General features: G+C 47.4%; 16 protein-coding genes. 9 read left to right on the top strand and 7 right to left on the bottom strand.

Going from position 1 to position 18,667, the window contains the following annotated elements:
- Positions 1-110 precede the first annotated feature (110 nt).
- From WBJ53_RS13430 to WBJ53_RS13415, 4 genes are all read right to left on the bottom strand, one after another.
- The gene (locus tag WBJ53_RS13430; RefSeq protein ID WP_338876649.1) at positions 111-1,427 is read right to left on the bottom strand and encodes a gluconate:H+ symporter; all 1,317 of its coding nucleotides are present in this window, start codon (positions 1,425-1,427) and stop codon (positions 111-113) included.
- Positions 1,428-1,482: 55 nt separating this feature from the next.
- Complete coding sequence (locus WBJ53_RS13425; protein WP_338876648.1) at positions 1,483-2,766, bottom strand: McrC family protein; 1,284 nt, start codon at positions 2,764-2,766, stop codon at positions 1,483-1,485.
- 287 nt (positions 2,767-3,053) lie between these two features.
- Entirely contained in the window at positions 3,054-3,836 is a 783-nt protein-coding gene (folE, locus tag WBJ53_RS13420; protein ID WP_338876647.1) for a GTP cyclohydrolase I FolE, read from the bottom strand.
- Positions 3,799-4,230 (bottom strand): 6-carboxytetrahydropterin synthase, encoded by a 432-nt coding sequence (locus tag WBJ53_RS13415; protein ID WP_338876646.1) that lies wholly within the window; start codon positions 4,228-4,230, stop codon positions 3,799-3,801. The genes folE and WBJ53_RS13415 overlap by 38 nt, the downstream gene beginning before the upstream one ends.
- 286 nt (positions 4,231-4,516) lie before the next feature.
- Here WBJ53_RS13415 and WBJ53_RS13410 point away from each other — a divergent pair, with 286 nt between their 5' ends.
- From WBJ53_RS13410 to WBJ53_RS13390, 5 genes are all read left to right on the top strand, one after another.
- On the top strand, positions 4,517-5,602 hold the full coding sequence (locus WBJ53_RS13410; RefSeq protein WP_338876645.1) for an MBL fold metallo-hydrolase: 1,086 nt from the start codon (positions 4,517-4,519) through the stop codon (positions 5,600-5,602).
- A gap of 73 nt (positions 5,603-5,675) precedes the next feature.
- The gene (locus WBJ53_RS13405; protein ID WP_338876644.1) at positions 5,676-7,040 is read left to right on the top strand and encodes a Gfo/Idh/MocA family oxidoreductase; all 1,365 of its coding nucleotides are present in this window, start codon (positions 5,676-5,678) and stop codon (positions 7,038-7,040) included.
- A 100-nt stretch (positions 7,041-7,140) separates the two neighbouring features.
- A complete protein-coding gene (locus tag WBJ53_RS13400) occupies positions 7,141-8,367 on the top strand; it encodes a sugar MFS transporter (protein WP_338876643.1) in 1,227 nt (408 codons plus the stop codon).
- Between the two features lie 212 nt (positions 8,368-8,579).
- Positions 8,580-8,807, top strand: a complete 228-nt coding sequence (locus WBJ53_RS13395; RefSeq protein WP_338876642.1) for a type II toxin-antitoxin system MqsA family antitoxin — start codon at positions 8,580-8,582, stop codon at positions 8,805-8,807.
- Positions 8,804-9,913, top strand: a complete 1,110-nt coding sequence (locus WBJ53_RS13390) for a galactokinase family protein (protein ID WP_338876641.1) — start codon at positions 8,804-8,806, stop codon at positions 9,911-9,913. Before WBJ53_RS13395 ends, WBJ53_RS13390 begins: the two co-directional genes overlap by 4 nt.
- A gap of 75 nt (positions 9,914-9,988) precedes the next feature.
- On the opposite strand, the gene WBJ53_RS13385 is transcribed toward WBJ53_RS13390, so the two are convergent.
- Complete coding sequence (locus WBJ53_RS13385) at positions 9,989-11,197, bottom strand: ABC transporter permease (RefSeq protein ID WP_338876640.1); 1,209 nt, start codon at positions 11,195-11,197, stop codon at positions 9,989-9,991.
- 61 nt (positions 11,198-11,258) lie between these two features.
- On the bottom strand, positions 11,259-11,636 hold the full coding sequence (gene rbfA / locus WBJ53_RS13380; protein ID WP_338876639.1) for a 30S ribosome-binding factor RbfA: 378 nt from the start codon (positions 11,634-11,636) through the stop codon (positions 11,259-11,261).
- A 267-nt stretch (positions 11,637-11,903) separates the two neighbouring features.
- Between rbfA and WBJ53_RS13375 the strand changes: the two genes are divergently transcribed.
- Positions 11,904-13,316, top strand: a complete 1,413-nt coding sequence (locus WBJ53_RS13375; protein WP_338876638.1) for a hypothetical protein — start codon at positions 11,904-11,906, stop codon at positions 13,314-13,316.
- 85 nt (positions 13,317-13,401) lie between these two features.
- Positions 13,402-14,193, top strand: a complete 792-nt coding sequence (locus WBJ53_RS13370) for a queuosine precursor transporter (protein WP_338876637.1) — start codon at positions 13,402-13,404, stop codon at positions 14,191-14,193.
- Positions 14,194-14,225: 32 nt separating this feature from the next.
- On the opposite strand, the gene WBJ53_RS13365 is transcribed toward WBJ53_RS13370, so the two are convergent.
- Entirely contained in the window at positions 14,226-14,987 is a 762-nt protein-coding gene (locus WBJ53_RS13365) for an RNA methyltransferase (RefSeq protein WP_338876636.1), read from the bottom strand.
- 31 nt (positions 14,988-15,018) lie between these two features.
- Between WBJ53_RS13365 and WBJ53_RS13360 the strand changes: the two genes are divergently transcribed.
- Positions 15,019-17,622, top strand: coding sequence for an outer membrane protein assembly factor (locus WBJ53_RS13360; protein ID WP_338876635.1), 2,604 nt, complete (start codon positions 15,019-15,021; stop codon positions 17,620-17,622).
- A 332-nt stretch (positions 17,623-17,954) separates the two neighbouring features.
- The gene (locus WBJ53_RS13355) at positions 17,955-18,497 is read left to right on the top strand and encodes a sigma-70 family RNA polymerase sigma factor (protein ID WP_338876634.1); all 543 of its coding nucleotides are present in this window, start codon (positions 17,955-17,957) and stop codon (positions 18,495-18,497) included.
- The last annotated feature ends 170 nt before the right edge of the window (positions 18,498-18,667 follow it).

The raw sequence follows: 18,667 nt of genomic DNA, 5'->3' as shown, positions 1-18,667 counted from the left end.
TTTATACGCGTAAATGTTACTTCTGAACAGCCATTTCCTTCAAAGCATAAAAAAACAGCCCCAGCGATTGTCGATAGAGGCTGTTTTCAAGAAAAATATATATGGAGATGTTACACCACCAGATTCAGCGCCAGCACGCCAAGCAGCCCTACAATCGAAACAATTGTTTCCATCAGCGACCAGGTTCGAATGGTTTCTCCGATGGTCAGGTTGAAGTATTCTTTGAAGAGCCAGAAGCCACCGTCGTTGATGTGTGAAAACATAAGACTTCCCGAGCCAATGGCCAACACCATCAATTCGGGCTTGATGGTCTGACTTTGAATCAACGGAGCGATGATACCGGAGGTTGTAAGGCCAGCAACCGTAGCCGAGCCTACACAAACACGAATGAAAGCCGCAATGCCCCAGGCAAGCACTAAGGGCGGTATAGACACATCGGCCAGTATACTACCAATGTATTTGCTGGTACCGCTGTCGCTGAAAATCTGCTTTAACGCACCGGCTCCGGCAATAACCAGTAAAATGGGAGCCACCGCCTTTACGGCTTCTTCCATGTCTTTTGTGATTACCTTCATCGACTGCCCCCGCCGGATACCCAGCGAATACATAGCAACCAGAACCGACAAAAGCATACCCATATAGGGCTCTGCCAGCAATGTAAAAATTGTTCTTAGCAGTGATCCTTCAGGAAATGAATTCTTCAATGGGCCAAACAGCGTCAATAACAATACGGGCAGCAACGCAACAAAAAAACTGATGCCCGTTCCTGGCAAGTCTTCATCGGGCACCTCCCGAATATCGAACAGGTCTTTATCGGGTGTCACTTTCATATTAACCAGGGTCTTGCCAAAAACCGGACCGGCAATGATAATGGCCGGAATTGCTACAATTAACCCATAGAGCAGGGTTTGGCCAATATTTGCATTCAGTTGACCCGCCACGGCCGAAGGCGACGGATGCGGGGGCAGATACCCATGCGCCACCGATAACGCCGAAAGCATCGGTACTGCAACCGACAGTAACGGCAACCGCGACGAAGCTGCAATTGTAAAAATCAGGGGGACAACGATAATGAAACCGGCATTGTAGAACAGCGGAATCCCTACCACAAAACCGGCCAGAGCCAACCCCCAGCGAATGTTCTTGATGCCAAACAGCCGAATCAGCACATTGGTAATCCGGCGGGCGGCACCGCTTTCAGCCACAATTCGGCCCAGCATAGCCCCAAATCCGATAATGAGAACAAGATCACCGAGGGTGCTACCAATGCCCGTCTGAATGGATTTTCCAACATCCTGCACCGGCATGCCTGCGGCCAGCCCAAGCCCCAGCGAAACCAGAACGAAGGAAATAAAGGTGTCTAAACGAACAAAAGCGACGAGAAGAACAAGGGTAAGAATACCAATCAGGGTAAGAAGGAGGGGCATAAGCGGTTACGGTGTTCAGGTTGAGCAACGTGTTTTCTAGCGCAAAGAAAGCACATCATTGATACGACAAAGCGTAAATGGCCAGTTTTTCTACTTCATTGGCTAGCGGCACTGCTACATCAAACGGCACTACATGCAGTCGTGTATCGGCATCATAACCAAAAACGGGCAATGGCTGTCCAAACGTTTCGCTGGCCGGATAGACCAGAAACAGGTCATGGGCACCGTATTTTTTCCCATACGCATAAAGCTGATACAGATCTCTCTGATCAATTCCATAACTACCTGTTGTATCACGACCATTCAGCTCTTTCCATTTGGTATCCAGCACAATCGTTCGCTCGCCCTGCCGAATCAGAATGTCGGGACGGAGCTTAAATTTTGGCGTTCCAATGTGTTCGTTCACCAGGTGCGCCGACGATTCCTGCACCATTATGGACCCGGCATTAGGCCAGAATCGTCGGATTCCCTGCGCCACATAGTCTTCAAAAACCTGCTCCATGGGAAACAGCAGCGACAAATCAGCCGTTTTTCCGGCTTTTACACCATAGCCTCGTTTACCCAGCAAGGCTATGGCCCATCGCAATACTGTTTCGTAGCGCACAAATAGACGGCTGTTTCGCCTAACGGCATATAAATCATCGTTGACCGATTCCGAAACCGGAATTTCGTCAAACACCCAGTCAAGTTGACGTATTCGCTGCCGAGTTAAAAGACTGTGCTGTTGCTGACCCAGATAAAGCAAGGTGGTTTTCAAAATTCGGTTTGGCGGCACATTGGCTGTCAGTACATCATACTGAATGGCAAGGCGTTCGGCGTGTTGGGCATTCTCCCGTTGTTGCCGGTTTGCCTGAAATTTCCCTTTCCAGAACCGTTCGTTGTTCTCAACCGCTACATAGGACCGTTGAACGCCCTGCCGCACCAGCGTTTCGAGCGCATCCAGAAAAGCCGTTACAAAGACGTCCCAGAGGGGCAATTCCGTTGGTGTTGTATTGGCCGTCGATACGGCTCGAAACGGACCATTGTGCAGGTATCGTAGCATACGAAGCAACATGATCCGGGAGGCTGGGCCGTTCCCGATTTTTGGCAAAACCTCTAGTTGTGTTCCGTCCGGAAGTGTTAGCAAACCAACATACTTGCTTACCCGAATGTATTCGATGCTTTTCTGCACAAAAAATGTTAACAATCCGTCAATCCCTTCTGCGTCGAAAGCCAGTTGCCGGAGTGCGTCAAAAACGGTATCCGACACAACCACATCCGTTGGCAGAACCGGCCGGCCACCGTTTGGGGTTGCTTTCCGAATCAGGCCATTTTCAGCAACAGAAATAAGTGACGGCATAGCAACGTTTAACGTAAATAGTGATTTGTCAATGGTGTAATTGTCCACAGAGACCACAAAGAGCGTATACTCAACTATAAATAGTCTGGAGTTATTACAAGAGCGTTTTTGTAATGCTTCCTTCCTCAGCATTACAAAAAATAATCTAATGCATTTTCGCTAACCTGCTTACCCTCTGTCAGCAGAAAATTTCGGGCAAGTTACGGACTATGCACATAAACCCGAAGGCCCAAAACACCTCAATGCGGTGTGTTTTGGGCCTTCGGGTTTATGTTGACTAATGTTATTTATATGCTCACACTTGGCTGAGCAATGTAGCGCAGAAGTTCCTGTTTGGTAGCCTCTTCCGCAAACTTGCCGCCATAGGATGCCGTAATGGTCGATGAATTCACATCATGGACACCCCGTGTTGATACACAAAGGTGCTTGGCATCAATAATCACCGCTACATCGTCGGTTTCGAGAACGGTTTTCAATTCATTGGCAATCTGCACCGTCAGACGTTCCTGCACCTGCGGACGTTTACAGAAATATTCCACAATCCGATTCAGTTTCGACAGGCCAATTACCTTTCCGCTGGAAATGTAAGCTACGTGTGCTTTTCCAATAATGGGGACAAAATGGTGCTCACAATACGTCTGAACGGTAATGTCTTTCTCGACCAGCATCTCATTATACCGAAATTTATTGTCGAATAATGTCGATGTGGGCTTATTGGCGGGATTGAGACCCCGAAATATTTCTTTCACATACATCTTGGCAACGCGCCGTGGCGACCCTTTCAGACTGTCGTCGGCCAGGTCGAGGCCCAGGATGTTCATTATTTCCCGAAAATGTTCCTCGATCAGGTCAATTTTCAGATCATCGTCCAGATCAAAAGCATCCGCACGCATGGGTGTGTCAATAGATGAAGCGCCATGTGCATCGCCAAGTTCATCCACTAACTCGTCGCTTTCCGCTGTTGACGAATAGGCTCCATTCAGGTCGTGGCCATTTATGTAGCTACCGTTGTGGTGATGTCCATTCGAGCCACTAAGCGGGGTACTCGACGAAGTTCCGTTCAGTTTCATACAATCTAATTTTAAGATCTAAGCCCTCGCTTAGCTGATTACGTAAAATGTTGTAAATAACGATTGCAATGTTTTCGGCAGAAGGGTTCAGATCAGCAAACTCTTCGGTATCGAGGTTCAGATTCTTGTGGTCGAAACGGTCTGTAACGTGCTCTCTGATCAGATCGCCCAGATGTTTCATGTCGATAACATAGCCGGTTTCAGGATCAACAGAACCTACAACCTGCACAACCAACTCGTAATTATGACCGTGGTAATTTGGATTATTGCATTTACCATAGACACGTGCATTTTTCTCGTCCGACCAATTAGGATTGTTCAGACGATGTGCCGCGTTGAAATGTTCCTTTCGAAACACGGCAACCCGTGGGGCGCTGGCCCTGGATAGTTCCATAAAAAGCAAATCGAAAAAAGGGTTCGATCAACCTGTCGTTACAAAGTTTGTGTACAACACAGGCAGACGTCGGAGCGTGTAGCCAATACGCCCCTCAGTGTGTTCATACGGTCTCGTAACGGCGTGTTTTTGTATTTTGTTCAACATTACCTCAACAAAACTTAAACAAATTTGCGCCATTACGCCTTCATAACACCTGCTACCCCGGTATTGTTCCGCTCGTCCTTTTAAGGAACTGTATACTTTTGATGGTCGTTCAGATGGCATGAAACGATTGCGTACCACCATGATAACATTTGCCCTTATAGTAGCCGTTGCGGTTGGGTCGACCATGCTGTTCATGCAGCAAAGCGCCTTTGGCAGCGATCCAACGGCGGTTCGGTTAGCGCGTATTCAGCGTTCGTCGCACTACCGAAATGGCGTATTCGAAAATCTGGAACCCACGGCAGTCATGCGCGAAGGGGCGTCGTACTGGAAAGTGATGAACGATTATTTCAAGAAAGATAAGTACAACATCCCTCCTCAACCCCTTCCGTCTGTAAAAACAAACCTTAAAACGCTTCCCGACGATAAACCAACAATTGTCTGGTTCGGCCATTCGTCCTATCTCATTAAATCAAACGGGACAACCGTATTGGTCGATCCGGTTTTCAGTGGCCATGCTTCGCCCGTTTCGTTTTTCGGCAAATCGTTTGCGGGTTCGGATGTCTATAGCGTAGACGATATGCCCAACATCGACCTGCTTGTTATTTCGCACGACCACTACGATCATCTCGATTATGAGACGGTTTCGAAACTGGCCCCGAAAGTCAAAAAAGTATATACAGCACTGGGTGTAGGTGCCCATCTGGAACGCTGGGGCTTTCCGGCCGATAAAATCGTTGAATTCGACTGGTGGGAAAAGCAAACTGTTTCCGACGCCATTAAACTGACCGCCACGCCCGCCCGGCATTTTTCGGGCCGGAGCTTTGCACGCGGCAAAACGCTATGGACTTCTTTCGTACTCAACCTGCATGGGTATACCATCTTTTTGGGTGGCGACTCTGGTTATGGCAAGCATTTTCAGGAAATTGGCGATACGTATGGTCCGTTCGATCTGGCCATTCTCGAATGTGGACAATATGGCGAAGACTGGCCCAGCATTCATATGTTTCCCGAAGAAGTGGTTACGGCAACGCAGGACCTGAAGGCTAAAACGCTATTACCCGTCCACTGGGCCAAGTTTTCGCTGGCTAATCATGCCTGGAACGAACCCATTCAGCGATTGATCAGAAAAGCCGATGATGAAGGACTGGATGTGACAACACCACGCATTGGCGAACCGGTTGTGCTGAAAGCTTCGTACCCCAGAGCTGTCTGGTGGAATTTTTAAGGGTAGGTGTTTCGGTCGGGAGGGAGTTACGGAAGAATGCTTATCTTTCCAGTCCAAATTAACTGTTTACCAGATGGACCTTACGCCCTCCCGACGCGAGTTTCTTCGTACGGCTGCCCTTACCGGTGCTACCGCCACGGTTTTTCCTGCCATTCTAACCAATGCAAAACCCGTTGAAACAAAAGTCCGGCTAGGGTTCATTGGCGTTGGATTACGGGGTCGAAATCACGTAGAACAGGCTTTATACCGCGACGATGTGGTGATTCCGGCCATTTGCGACATCGACCCTGAAAGCATTGCCCACGCCAACGAGCTTTTTAAAAAGAAAGGAAAACCCCTGCCAGAAGCGTACTCAAAAGGCGACGAAGCGTTTTTGCAGATGCTCAAACGCGACGATCTTGACGGTGTTGTGATTGCGACACCCTGGGAATGGCATGTACCAATGGCCGTGGCAACCATGAAAGCCGGAAAATATGCGGGCGTTGAAGTATCGGCTACAGTAAAATTGCAGGAATCCTGGGATCTGGTCGATACATCCGAAAAAACGGGAATGCCCTGCATGATTCTGGAAAATGTATGCTACCGACGCGATGTGATGGCCATCCTCAACATGGTCCGCCAGGGTATGTTCGGCGAAATGACCTACGCCCACTGCGGTTACCAGCACGACCTGCGCGAGGTGAAATTCAACAACGGGAAACAGCCCTACGGTGGCGGTGTCGAATTTGGCAAAAAAGGCTATTCAGAAGCGCACTGGCGCACCCAGCACTCCGTCGACCGAAACGGCGACCTCTACCCTACCCACGGACTGGGACCCGTAGCCCACTGGCTCAACATCAACCGGGGAAACCGATTTACTCACCTGACCTCCACGGCTACCAAATCCCGCGGACTCCATAAATACGTAGTCGATCATGGCGGTGCCAACCACCCCAATGCCAAAGTCAATTTCAAACTGGGTGATATTGTAACAACGGTTGTCGAGTGCGCCAACGGCGAGAACATCGTAATCATTCACGACACCAACTCGCCCCGCCCCTATTCGCTGGGCTTTCGGGCACAGGGCACGCAGGGCATCTGGATGGACGACAACGACATGATTTATTTGGAAGGCATCAGTCCCAAAGCCCACAGTTGGGAGTCGTTTGCGCCGTATCAGGAAAAATACGACCACCCACTCTGGAAACGCCACGCACAGGCAGCCGAAAATGCCGGGCATGGCGGCATCGATTTCTTTGTGATCCGGGCGTTTATCGAATCGATCAAAAACCAGGTAGCCCCGCCCATCGATGTGTATGATGCTGCGGTTTGGAGTGCCATCAGCCCCTTGTCGGAAGAGAGCATTGCCGGAGGCAGCAAGCCCGTCGAAATTCCGGACTTCACGCGGGGCAAATGGAAAACCAACAAACCCATTTTCGCGCTGAACAACGAATTTTAAGGTGTTGTTGACGGAAGATTCCAATTTCTATTCTTAATTTGTAAAAAATTTTAAAATATAGAAACCTACTCCCCAAACGCTTTCTTACTGACTGCTAATCATGACACCAACCGCAACAACTCCGCAGGTTCGTCCGAATTACACCATCCCTCTTCTGATTATTGGTGCGTTGTTTTTCATTTTTGGTTTCGTAACCTGGGTCAACAGTGTGCTGATTGCCTTCTTCAAACAGGCGTTCAATCTCAGCACAGTTGGGTCTAATCTGGTGGCTTTTGCGTTTTTTATTTCCTACACGCTTATGGCCATTCCCTCATCGGCAGTGCTGAAAAAAACGGGTTTTAAGAACGGTATGTCGTTAGGGCTACTGGTAATGGCCGTTGGCACGCTGATTTTTGTGCCCGCTGCTAAGGCAGTATCCTACCCGTTATTTCTGGTAGGTTTGTTCCTGATTGGTATCGGGTTAACCGTTCTGCAAACAGCTTCGAATCCTTATGCAACGATTCTTGGCCCCCGCGAAAGCGCAGCTCAACGAATTAGCTTTATGGGTGTCGCCAATAAAATGGCCGGTATTTTCAGTCAATTCATTTTTGGAGGTTTGCTACTGGCAGGCGGAAATGCAGTTTCGGGCGCTGCGTCCTTAGAGAAAGTGGTAACACCCTATCTGATTCTGACGGCCGTTCTGGTTGTACTGGCCATTCTGATTCGGTTTTCGAGTTTACCCGAAGTATCGGAAGAGCAGGACGATTCGCCAGCCGATGCAACCTCTCATACCAGCGTGTGGCAGTTCCCAAACCTTGTGCTGGGCGTTCTGGCGTTATTCTGCTATGTAGGGGCTGAAGTAATTGCAGGCGATACCATTATCAATTATGGTAAAGCCCTAGGTTTCGATAACGAAGAAGCTAAGTATTTTACGACCTATACGCTTTATGGCTTACTGGCGGGCTATGTGTTGGGTATTGTACTGATTCCACGAGTGATTTCTCAGCAAACGTCGCTTCGGTTTGGGGCTATTTACGGCCTGGTTTTCACAACGGCAACTTTATTAACCAGTGGTTTCACATCGGTTCTTTGCGTAGCATTGCTGGGTTTTGGGCTTGCGCCGATCTGGCCAGCTATGTGGCCACTGGCGCTTAACCGGTTAGGAAAATTCACCAAAATCGGCTCGGCACTTTTGATTATGGGTATTTCGGGTGGTGCGTTACTGCCACTGTTACACGGTTACCTGACCGATGCGATTAGTCCTAAAATGGCTTATGCATTACTGCTTCCACTATTCGGCTTTATTCTGTACTATGCAACCATAGGCTATAAGAAGACGAGCTGGTAATGTCTGTCGACATCATAAAACTCAGGCAGGCAATACATAAGGGACCCGTTGAATAGCGCACACACTACAACGGTTAGCGGAACGCCACATTTCGCAAGAAGTTACTACATTAAAGCAGCTTCTTACGACGACATTGCTTCTATAGCTTATCAGGGCTTTTTCATAACAATGCCGTAGGCATGTCATCGTAGTAGTTATCAGGATGAAAAGCAATGACACAACCCGATAAATGTCGTTTGTGTGGCGGCATGAAGGCATCAGGACATACTACATTCAGTGTTGATCCTGGAGATGGGCCGGTTGTAGCACACCATGTGCCAGCCACGATTTGTAATCAATGTGGAAAAGAATGGATTGAGACCCAAACAGCTCAGCAATTGGAAACCATTGTAGAAGAAGCACGTCAGAAAAAGCATCAGCTAGAAGTCTTATCCCTTTGATTCCGTCATTAGTCACTAAAACCCTAACGGCTTCTACGCCGGGCCGTATCTGTCTGTTCGGTGAACATCAGGACTATCTGGGTTTGCCGGTTATTGCCGCTGCCATTTCGCGACGAATTCAGATCACCGCTCAACCTGTTGATATCAGGGGTTTTAGGCTTAACCTGCCCGATATTAGCAGTGCGATCGATATTCCATTTGATGGTATGCCCCTGACTTATTCAGAAACCAGGGATTACTTTCGGTCGGCCGTCAATATTCTGCTTCGCGAAGGGTTTCGGTTTACAAAGGGCATCGACGGCGAAGTTCGGGGTACTATACCGATCAATTCCGGCACATCCAGCTCTTCGGCTTTACTGGTTAGCTGGCTCAACATCCTCACGCAATTAGCTGATATACCACAGACCTTGCCGCAGGAACGGCTTGCCGAACTGGCCTACAAAGCCGAAGTGCTTGAGTTTGGCGAACCGGGTGGCATGATGGACCACTACGCTACGGCTGTTGGGGATGTGATTTACCAGGAATCTATTCCCTCGGTTTCGCTCCGAAAGTTCCATCCAAAACTGGGTACGTTTGTGCTTGGCGATTCGCAGGAACCAAAAGATACCATCGGTATATTGACACGGGTGAAGTTTGGTATGCTGGATATTGTTGCCCGCATTCAGGTAATCAACCCGGCGTTTTCATTGCATACATCCACTCTAACTGAAGCTACTGAGTTCAAAGACATTCTGACTAAAGACGAATATATTCTACTGAAAGGAAATCTGGCCAACCGCGACATACTTCGAAATGCGTTGGCTATTCTCGACAATCCGACCGAATCCGACCGTTCTATCGATCATCATGCGTTTGGCAAACTCCTGACCGAACATCAGAATAACCTGCGAGACGCTCAGCGGATAAGCACCCCAAAAATCGACCGGATGATCGACGAAGCACTAAAAGCCGGTGCACTTGGTGGTAAAATTAATGGTTCGGGTGGAGGAGGTTGCATGTTCGTTTATGCACCCGAGCAACCGGAAACCGTTGCCGCTGCCATCGAACGTGTTGGTGGCAAAGCGTATGTAATTACCATTGATCGGGGGGCAGAGGTTAGGAAGTAGTTTTCAGTTTACGGTTTTCGGTGGCTCCGCGGGAGTTGGGTTCTGAACCAGCGAAGCACTGAAAACTATAAACGTTCACCTCACCTCTGCCGCTCGCTGGGCGGGGAACCACGAGGTCAGGAACGTTACCAGCACAACCAGCAAACCCGTCATCACAATATCGCTGGTATCGAGCCGAACCGGATAAGCATCTATAATGGAGCTAACGGTTCCCATTCCAATGAACCCATAGCGTTCCTGAGCCAGACAAATAACCACTCCCAGTACCAGGCCCGTAATGGCACCAGTCAGGGCAATAATTGCTCCTTCAGTCAGAAATATCCGGCGCACCAGTGTTGTTGTGGCCCCCAAGGCATATAAAATTCGGATGTCTTCTTTTTTCTCGATCACCAGCATCGATAGTGTAAAGAATATATTGATCGATGCCACCAGAATAATGAACGACAACGTAATGGCGACCAGCAGTTTTTCGATACGAATAGTACGATACAGATCCACATTCAGATCGTCGCGGCTTTGTACGAGTAATTTGTCGCCAACAACATCCTGCAAGGCCTCTTTAGCAGTGGCTTCGTCAGTGCCGGGTTGAAGTTGAATTTCGAGAGCACTGACTTCGTTGGGTTGATAGCCAAACAATGATCGGGCAACGGACAATGGCGCCAGCACAAAATTGTCGTACTTCGATTCAATAAAAAACACCCCCGAAACCGTGAGTGCTTCTTCGTTAAAGGCATTCGGGTTCAGCACATTAAACGATTTATCGCTCTGAGGGTAGAGTATTTCGAGCGGGGTCAGAATATCGACGGGCGAAATACTAAGGTCATTTCGAACGCCATCGGCCACAATCGCATAATTAATACCCCGATCGCTAAGACGTAGCTTTCCTTCCAGCAAGGACGAATCAAGTTGTTTTCGCTGGAGATAGTTTTCATCGACACCTTTTAAACGAACAACCGTTTGCGCATTTGCGTAACGGGCCAGCGCATTATCCTGAGCTACCGACGTTAGAAGACTGACCCCCGGCACGTTGCGTAAACGATTTAACAACTCAGGCGAAGCAACAAACCGTTTTCCCTGTTTGGGCGACACCGTCATATCGGCCTCAAACGTCTTGAAAATTTGCCGGTTGAGCTCATCCATACCATTGAAAACCGACAGAACAACCACCAAAGCCATTGTGCCAATGCCAACACCCAGCATCGACAGAATCGACAACCAACTAATAAAACTACGCTTCTTGCGAGAGAAAAAATAGCGCCGGGCAATCCAGGAGGGGAGATTCATAAAGTAATTGTAAATGAGCGAATGAGCGAATCGTTAACGAAAACATTATTCGCTCATTCATTTATTCGTCCTCATCCTCCTCAGGGGCGGGTGGGATGTCGAGGCCAGCGAATAGTTTATCCATTTTGTCGGCATATTCGGCCGTATCGTCCAGAAAAAAGCTTAACTCTGGAACAATTCGTAATTGATGCCGAACCCGATCGCCAAGGTGCTGACGAATCACTTTTCCTTTCTCCTGAATAGTTTCCAGAAGCATTTCTTTGTTTTTGGCAGCCAGAAAACTAAGATAGACCCTCGCTACACTCAAATCGGGCGAAATGCGCACGTTGGTTACCGTGATAAAGGCTCCATTGAACAAATGCGGCACATCGCGCTGAAAAATTTCACTTAAATCTTTCTGCAACTGCCGGGCTACTTTCTGTTGTCGTTTTGATTCCATAATTTCTTCCAGGGTATCTGTTTCAACAGTCTGCCGAACGAATAGTTTCGCCGGGCAGACCAAGTATACCGTCGTTTTTCAGCACATAGCTGCTCTGCCTAACGGATTACCCATGTGCAAATATCTATACCTTTTTTCGTTCTGCCGAAATTGACCGTAAATTCGCAGAAGTAGTCAGGCTATTGCTGTTGAGTAAGAAGACGTAAATTCGTTAGATTTACCAGTAGTTCGCTGATTAACTGATATACGATTTATCGCTTTCCTGTTTTGTTAAGTTTTTTTCGCTCCTATTATCCGTATCAATACGTAAGCCTGTTAGGGCTACTGCTACTGATTCGTCTGCCGCTACTTCTGCATCCCTTTCCCCTGTTGATTCCAGAGCTAAACTGGATGCTGGTTGGCGAACAGATGAGCGATGGCCATCTGCTCTATCGCGACATTTGGGATAGTGTTAGTCCACTTTCAGCCGTAGTTTACTGGGGTTTGCATACGCTTTTTGGCCGGTCGGCACTGTCTCTTCATGTAGCAGCAACTGTTGTCTCTGTTTTTCAGATTGTTTATTTCAATTACCTTACCAATAACCGCGACATTTATCCCGATCGGTCGTTCTGGCCGGGTCTGATTTATATGCTGTTTCTGCATCTCTCGTTCGATTGCCTTACGCTCTCGCCCGTTTTGATGTCGACCAGTTTTCTGCTACTGGCCTTCGGAACGCTAATTAAACAGATGGATCGCCGGGGCGCCACCGACGAGGTCTTTGAAGTAGGGTTCTACATTGGAATTGCAAGCCTGTTTTACCTTCCTTCGGCTTTATTTATCATCTGGGCAACCATTTCGCTACTCTTTTACACCGGCTCCAGCTTTCGTCAGCACTCACTGTCGTTGTTTGGTTTTCTGTTCCCGATTGCTGCCACAGTCCTGTTTTACTACCTTAATAACTGCCTCGACGATTTTAACCGGAATCTGCTGGCATCGGTCTTTCGGGTACGGCAATACTCTCTCTCCGACTTTCAGTCGCTCATTGCGTCGTTATTAGTTCCGTTGGGGCTGGGTATCCTGGGCTTTTTGAGTCTGTTCAGAAGTACGAGCCGGTTTGTCAATTTTCAGCAACGGATTCAGCAAATTATGGCGATCTGGTTTGCCACGTCTGTTCTGACAATTGCGCTCATGCCCTTTCTGGCCCCTATGTTGTTCCTTAGCTTTGTTCCGCCAATGGCTTATTTCACCTTTTTCTACTTCGAAAATGTACGTAAAGCGTGGCTGGCCGAACTGGGTTTTTCTGTGGCATTTGGGTTAATGCTTCTTTTGTTCTACCAGGGAATATTAGGGCTCATTCCAGGGGCCGAGCTGGGTCGACTCAGCAGTCTGCGTGTACGGTCGGCTCCACTTCCCGACAATATTCGAAATCAGCATATCCTCATTATTGGCGAAGATCTGAGTGCTTATCGGCAAAATCGTCCGGCTACTCCGTATTTAAACTGGGATCTGGCAAAATATGACCTGAAAAATCTGGACAACTACGACGCTGTCATTAATGTATTCAAGCATTTTCAGCAAGATCCACCCGACTACATTATCGATCGCGAAAATGTAGTCGATAAACTGTTCCAACGGGCCCCCGCTTTGGCAGCCCGCTATCAGCAAACCAACACGGCGGGCGTATATAAGCGAAAAAATTAATACTGACCGATAAATTACAGGCAGTTCATGGTGTAAATTGTCACTATCAACAGGTGCTGACTACCAACCACAAACTACAAAATCTATGCCTTCCTATTCGTTTACGAACAAACGCACTAATCTCTACATTTTCTTAAGTGCAGTTTTCCTGACCAATGCGCTGGTTGCCGAAATTATTGGTGTCAAAATCTTTTCTGTAGAAACCCTGCTCGGTACTAAACCCGCCCAGATTCATCTCTTTGGTGATTTTATCCTCGATTTCAATCTGACAGCCGGTGCCGTTATCTGGCCGTTTGTGTTTATCACCTCCGACATTATCAATGAATATTTTGGCAAAGCGGGCGTTCGTCGTATTTCATTTCTGACAGCCGGATTTGTGGGCTACAGCTTTCTGATCATTTATGCCGTTACGAGCCTGCCTCCAGCCCAATTCTGGCTTGAAGTAAACGCAACTGATTCGGCCGGTAATCCGATCAATATTAACAACGCTTTTCAACTGATTTTCCGGCAAGGGCTCGGCATTATTATTGGGTCGTTAACGGCATTCCTGATTGGACAAATTCTGGATGTGTATGTATTTCACTCGCTCCGAAAAATAACGGGTAGCCGCAAAATATGGCTTAGGGCCACAGGGTCGACGCTCGTATCACAGTTGGTCGACTCGTTTGTGGTATTGGGCATTGCCTTCTATATCTTCGGCAACTGGTCGCTAACGCAGGTGTTCGCCGTTGGCATTATCAATTACATCTATAAAGCGACTTCGGCTGTTGTACTGACTCCGTTATTATACGCTGCCCATTTTGTCATCGACCGCTATCTCGGGAAGGAACATGCCGAAGAACTAGCCAACGAATCGGCCATGACTTCGTTTATGTAGGTTTACGGTTGCGCTGCCAATTAGCCGACAACCTACGCACTTCTACGCCAGTTATCGAGCAGGATTGCCGTGGCAATACCAACGTTTAGCGATTCGGCACCACCATAGGCCGGAATGGTGATTCGTTGGGTTATGAATTGTTCTACCTCGGGCCGAATCCCGTTCGATTCGTTGCCCATAACCAGATACCCCGAGTGCTGAAAAGAAAGCCGGTGTACATTTACGCCCTCCAGAAAAGCCCCATAAATCACTGGAGAGCCATTAGGATTCTGGTTTAGCTGTTTCAGAAACTGGACAATATTGCCATACCACCAGCTTACCCGCGTAAACGACCCTTTACTGGCCGAAATTACTTTCGGATTATAGACATCAGCCGTTGTTTCGGAGCATATAATCTTTTTTACGCCATACCAGTCGGCAATTCGCAGAATTGTTCCCAGATTACCAGGATCACGAATATCATCCAGAATAAGAGCCATTTCGTCTGGCTCAGCCAATAGAGAGCGGTTTTCTTTCGTTTTGACCACAGCCAGGGCGGCATTGTTGCTTTCCAGCGTACCAATTCTTTCGAGCTCGGCCACAGAAACGATTTCGACTGGTTTTGGTTGGCTATCTATCAGTCTGGTGTTTTCTTTGTAAAACATTTCCGTGATCAGGAGTACTTCAAGCTGAAAATCGGATTGTAGAACTTCCTGAACACTTTTAGCTCCTTCCACCAGAAACGCTCCGTACTGTTGCCGGTACTTTTTCTGGTGCAGGGATTGAATATATTTGATTTGATTTTTTGAGAGCATGTTTTTAAAACTGAATAACAGGGTATGGGTAATGGGTAGAGAGTGGCGCAGGAAGCACATTCGTCATTATTCATTCCTTCTTATTCATTGTTCCTTTCTATTTTGTCTGTCGGGTTGTCTAAGTACGAAGCAACTCCGTAACAACAGCTACCTGCTAACCGCCCAAACGGTTCGTGGTAATCATGCCATTGAGAAAGAACAGCTCGAAAGCCTGATTCCGCAGAAACCCAATCGTCGGATTCTTGGCCTTCCCATTACCCCTCCGCTCTGGTTCTACCTATTTGGGCTCCGGCACTATGACCGTGATGCTATTTTGCGCCAGTTGCAGGCCAAAACTAATGAATTCGAACAGCAAAGCCAGCAACTGGCCAATCAACCCCAGGAGCTGAAAAAACTAAACCGGCGGTTTAGCAAGCAGGCCAAACGGCTCCGCCAAAAAGCAGAAGAAGGCAACTGGTGGATGCGCAACCTGGGCGAACCTCCTTCCTACTTCAACGAACGCGATGCCCAGACCAACGCCGAAAAAATGCAGAAGTATCTGGCCGACAAAGGTTTTTTCCATGGAAAAGCAACGTATTCGCTCGATACACTCCGCCGACGACAAATCCGGGTTAACTATCAGATTACCGAAAATGCCGGATTTTACTTACGAAACATCACCTACGAAATAGCCGATTCCCGCGTTGATTCGATTGTCAGAAAATCACTCAACCAGTCGCTACTCAAATCTGGCGATCGCTTCGACCTGGAAAATATTTCGGGCGAAAAAGTTCGTATTGAATCGCTACTGCGCGACAATGGCTATTACACATTTTCGCGCCAATATATACCCGTTACGGATGTTGATACGACCCGCCGGGGAAACGATCGCCTGCCTACGGCCGACACACTACACCGTCATATGGACGTTTATCTGCAGGTCCTGAATCCACCGGGCCAACCGGCGCACCCAATTTACCGCATCGGTGATGTGGAGGTTCGCGTTAGTCCCGATGAACATCAACCGGCAATTGCCACGACTCAGCTAGATACGGTTAAGCGCAACGGTATTACTTATCTGTTAGGTGGCCGCACCATTTCGACCCGATTGCTCGATAGCAAAATACGCCTTCGTCCTGGTGAGTTATATAGCCAGACCAATTATCGGGAAACACAGCGGTCGTTATTTCTGCTTAATCAGTTCAAATTTGTGAATTTGAATTTTATCGACACAACCAATCGCCGACTGCGAACGCTAATTACAGCCACTCCGCTGGATAAGTACGAGGCAACGGCCGAAAGCGGGGCAACGGTTCTTTACCAGGGTCAAAGTTATCCGGGCGGATTTGGCAACCTGACCTTTCGGGTACGCAATCTGTTTGGCGGCCTGGAAACCTTCGAAACCAGCCTTCGTTATGGGATCGAGTTTCAGACAGGTTTTGCCACAGAAAAGAACCCGACCAACAAGGCCTATAAAGCCCAGGAGTTGGGAGTAAGTGCTTCATTCATATTTCCCCAAATCCTGTTTCCAGGTCGTTTGCGGTTTAAATTCACACCCTATAATCCCCGAACGCAGGTCAGTTTAGGGTTCTCCAATACAATCCGTCCAGATTATCGACGCTCTACGCTTCGGGCTACTACCGCCTACAACTGGCAGGTTTCGCCAACCAAACAATTTAGTTTCTACATTGCTGATATTAACCTTATCAATGCCGGTAGCGGCACCAACTCCGACATTAGTCAACAGTTTAGTGACACGCTTCGCTCTCTGATTGCCAAGGGTAGTACCATCTATCTGGGTTTTCGTCAGTCATTTGCTTCCGGAATCAGTTTCGCTTACACCTATAACACTAATACAGCAGGCCAAAATCGACGAGCCAACTTTCTGCGGACCGTGGTTGAATCGGGCGGAACTACACTCAATTTCTTTCCTGCCAGTCAGCTACGCCGTTTTTTCAATACCACCGACACATCGGGTTTGCAGTATTATAAATACATCCGGTTTAATATCGACTATCGTCACTATATTCCGTTACGGGCACACACTACACTCGCGTTTCGGGTCAATACAGGGTTAGTATACGGCTACGGTTCAAACCGGACAGCCCCGTATGAAAAACTGTTTTTTGTGGGCGGCAGCAATAGCATTCGGGCATGGCTTCCACGTCGACTTGGCCCCGGTTCAGAATGGCCTCAAACATCGGCCAGCAATTCGAACGAGCCCGCAATGAACTCCTCGGGGCAGTTTTTATACACATTCGAAAAGCCGGGCGATATGATTATCGAAGGCTCTGCCGAACTGCGTGGGCGGCTTTTTCACTTACTGGCCGATATTAACGGGGCTTTGTTTATTGATGCCGGAAACGTCTGGACGATCCGTGATAATCCGAACCGCAATGGCGAAAATTTCAGTCTCGACACGTTTATACCACAAATTGCGGTTGGGACCGGTGTAGGAATTCGATTCGACTTCTCTTTTTTCATTATTCGCCTGGATGGTGGCATAAAAGTATGGGATCCGGCCCGGAAGTATTTCGATGAATTTCAGGGTAAATTGATCGATGACCGATTCATATTGCCCAAGTTTTCGTTCAGCAAGCTTTCCAGTGGTCCGAATCCGCTGATTATCAATTTTGGTATAGGATACCCCTTCTAGTAGGTACATTGAGCCGGTTTGCTGGCTTCATTTAAATCCAGGTTTCGACCAGGCTATGTTAATCTATTCTGCCGATAAATAAATTCATTATGTTTATAAGACAAAAAAATGTATACTAATATACAATACATTTACGACAAAAAATACAAAAAAGCCTATACAGAGAACATAAAATACAAAAAGAAAGATTGATTAATTTAAGAATAGACACTTTTCAACAAATAGCTTATTAAATAGTTTCACCTGCTGTATAGGCCTGGTATTTATACTTAAAAATATAACATACCTTTATGTCTGTAACTTACTTAACACCCAGTTAATAGACCAGCCTCATGAAATCTTATCGTACTGATGAACAAACTCATCAGAATGTATCCACCGACACGTTTGATCTACTTTATAAGCAGTATGTAAAAAAAGTATTTCAGAAGTGCCTTTCGATGACAAAAGATTCTGATACTGCCCAGGATTACACGCAGGAAATCTTTTTAAAAGCTTTCACAAAACTGAATAGTTTTCAAAGTCGTTCTACCTTTTCGACCTGGCTGTTTTCGATTACACACAACTACTGCCTCGATCAATTACGGATAAACAGCCGCTATGTACTGGAGGATTTATCAGATGATCTGGTTTCTCAACTGAAAGAAACCGAATACCAGCAGTCTGCCGACTACAAATTACAACAACTTGAAAACCTACTGGCGCAGCTATCAGCCGAAGAAGTAATGCTTCTCCGGCTGAAGCACGAACAAAATATGTCAGTTAAAGAACTCAGTAAACATTATCAGCTTACCGAAAGCGCCGTCAAGATGCGGTTAAAACGAAGCCGGGATAAGCTGATAGCCATTTATACGGCCCAACAAACAGCGTCTTAGCACCGACTATTATAAATCCACTGAAAATCAATATATTACCCAAAACCCCGCCCCTAAAGGTCCGGGGTTTTTGTTTTATTCTCTTGCCAGGCCCAGTAGCCAGTAAGCTTTCAGCCATTGTCTTAAGAGAATTTAACGATCAAAAGCTGCCAAAATGACAGCATCGTTTA

Origin of the sequence: Spirosoma sp. SC4-14, from assembly GCF_037201965.1 — a bacterium.
In the GTDB taxonomy this organism is placed as follows: Bacteria; Bacteroidota; Bacteroidia; order Cytophagales; family Spirosomataceae; genus Spirosoma.
Note: the sequence above shows the minus strand (reverse complement) of the source record. Positions and strands in the feature narration are given on the sequence as shown.

What these genes read in the sequence shown, in the direction of transcription:
- WBJ53_RS13370 (WP_338876637.1), top strand. Translation starts at nt 13,402, where the DNA reads ATGCCTTCCTATTCGTTTACGAACAAACGCACTAATCTCTACATTTTC.
- WBJ53_RS13385 (WP_338876640.1), bottom strand. Translation starts at nt 11,197, where the DNA reads ATGAATCTCCCCTCCTGGATTGCCCGGCGCTATTTTTTCTCTCGCAAG.
- WBJ53_RS13365 (WP_338876636.1), bottom strand. Translation starts at nt 14,987, where the DNA reads ATGCTCTCAAAAAATCAAATCAAATATATTCAATCCCTGCACCAGAAA.
- WBJ53_RS13410 (WP_338876645.1), top strand. Translation starts at nt 4,517, where the DNA reads ATGATAACATTTGCCCTTATAGTAGCCGTTGCGGTTGGGTCGACCATG.
- WBJ53_RS13425 (WP_338876648.1), bottom strand. Translation starts at nt 2,766, where the DNA reads ATGCCGTCACTTATTTCTGTTGCTGAAAATGGCCTGATTCGGAAAGCA.
- WBJ53_RS13415 (WP_338876646.1), bottom strand. Translation starts at nt 4,230, where the DNA reads ATGGAACTATCCAGGGCCAGCGCCCCACGGGTTGCCGTGTTTCGAAAG.
- WBJ53_RS13405 (WP_338876644.1), top strand. Translation starts at nt 5,676, where the DNA reads ATGGACCTTACGCCCTCCCGACGCGAGTTTCTTCGTACGGCTGCCCTT.
- WBJ53_RS13355 (WP_338876634.1), top strand. Translation starts at nt 17,955, where the DNA reads ATGAAATCTTATCGTACTGATGAACAAACTCATCAGAATGTATCCACC.
- WBJ53_RS13400 (WP_338876643.1), top strand. Translation starts at nt 7,141, where the DNA reads ATGACACCAACCGCAACAACTCCGCAGGTTCGTCCGAATTACACCATC.
- WBJ53_RS13395 (WP_338876642.1), top strand. Translation starts at nt 8,580, where the DNA reads ATGACACAACCCGATAAATGTCGTTTGTGTGGCGGCATGAAGGCATCA.
- WBJ53_RS13360 (WP_338876635.1), top strand. Translation starts at nt 15,019, where the DNA reads ATGGGTAGAGAGTGGCGCAGGAAGCACATTCGTCATTATTCATTCCTT.
- folE (WP_338876647.1), bottom strand. Translation starts at nt 3,836, where the DNA reads ATGAAACTGAACGGAACTTCGTCGAGTACCCCGCTTAGTGGCTCGAAT.
- rbfA (WP_338876639.1), bottom strand. Translation starts at nt 11,636, where the DNA reads ATGGAATCAAAACGACAACAGAAAGTAGCCCGGCAGTTGCAGAAAGAT.
- WBJ53_RS13430 (WP_338876649.1), bottom strand. Translation starts at nt 1,427, where the DNA reads ATGCCCCTCCTTCTTACCCTGATTGGTATTCTTACCCTTGTTCTTCTC.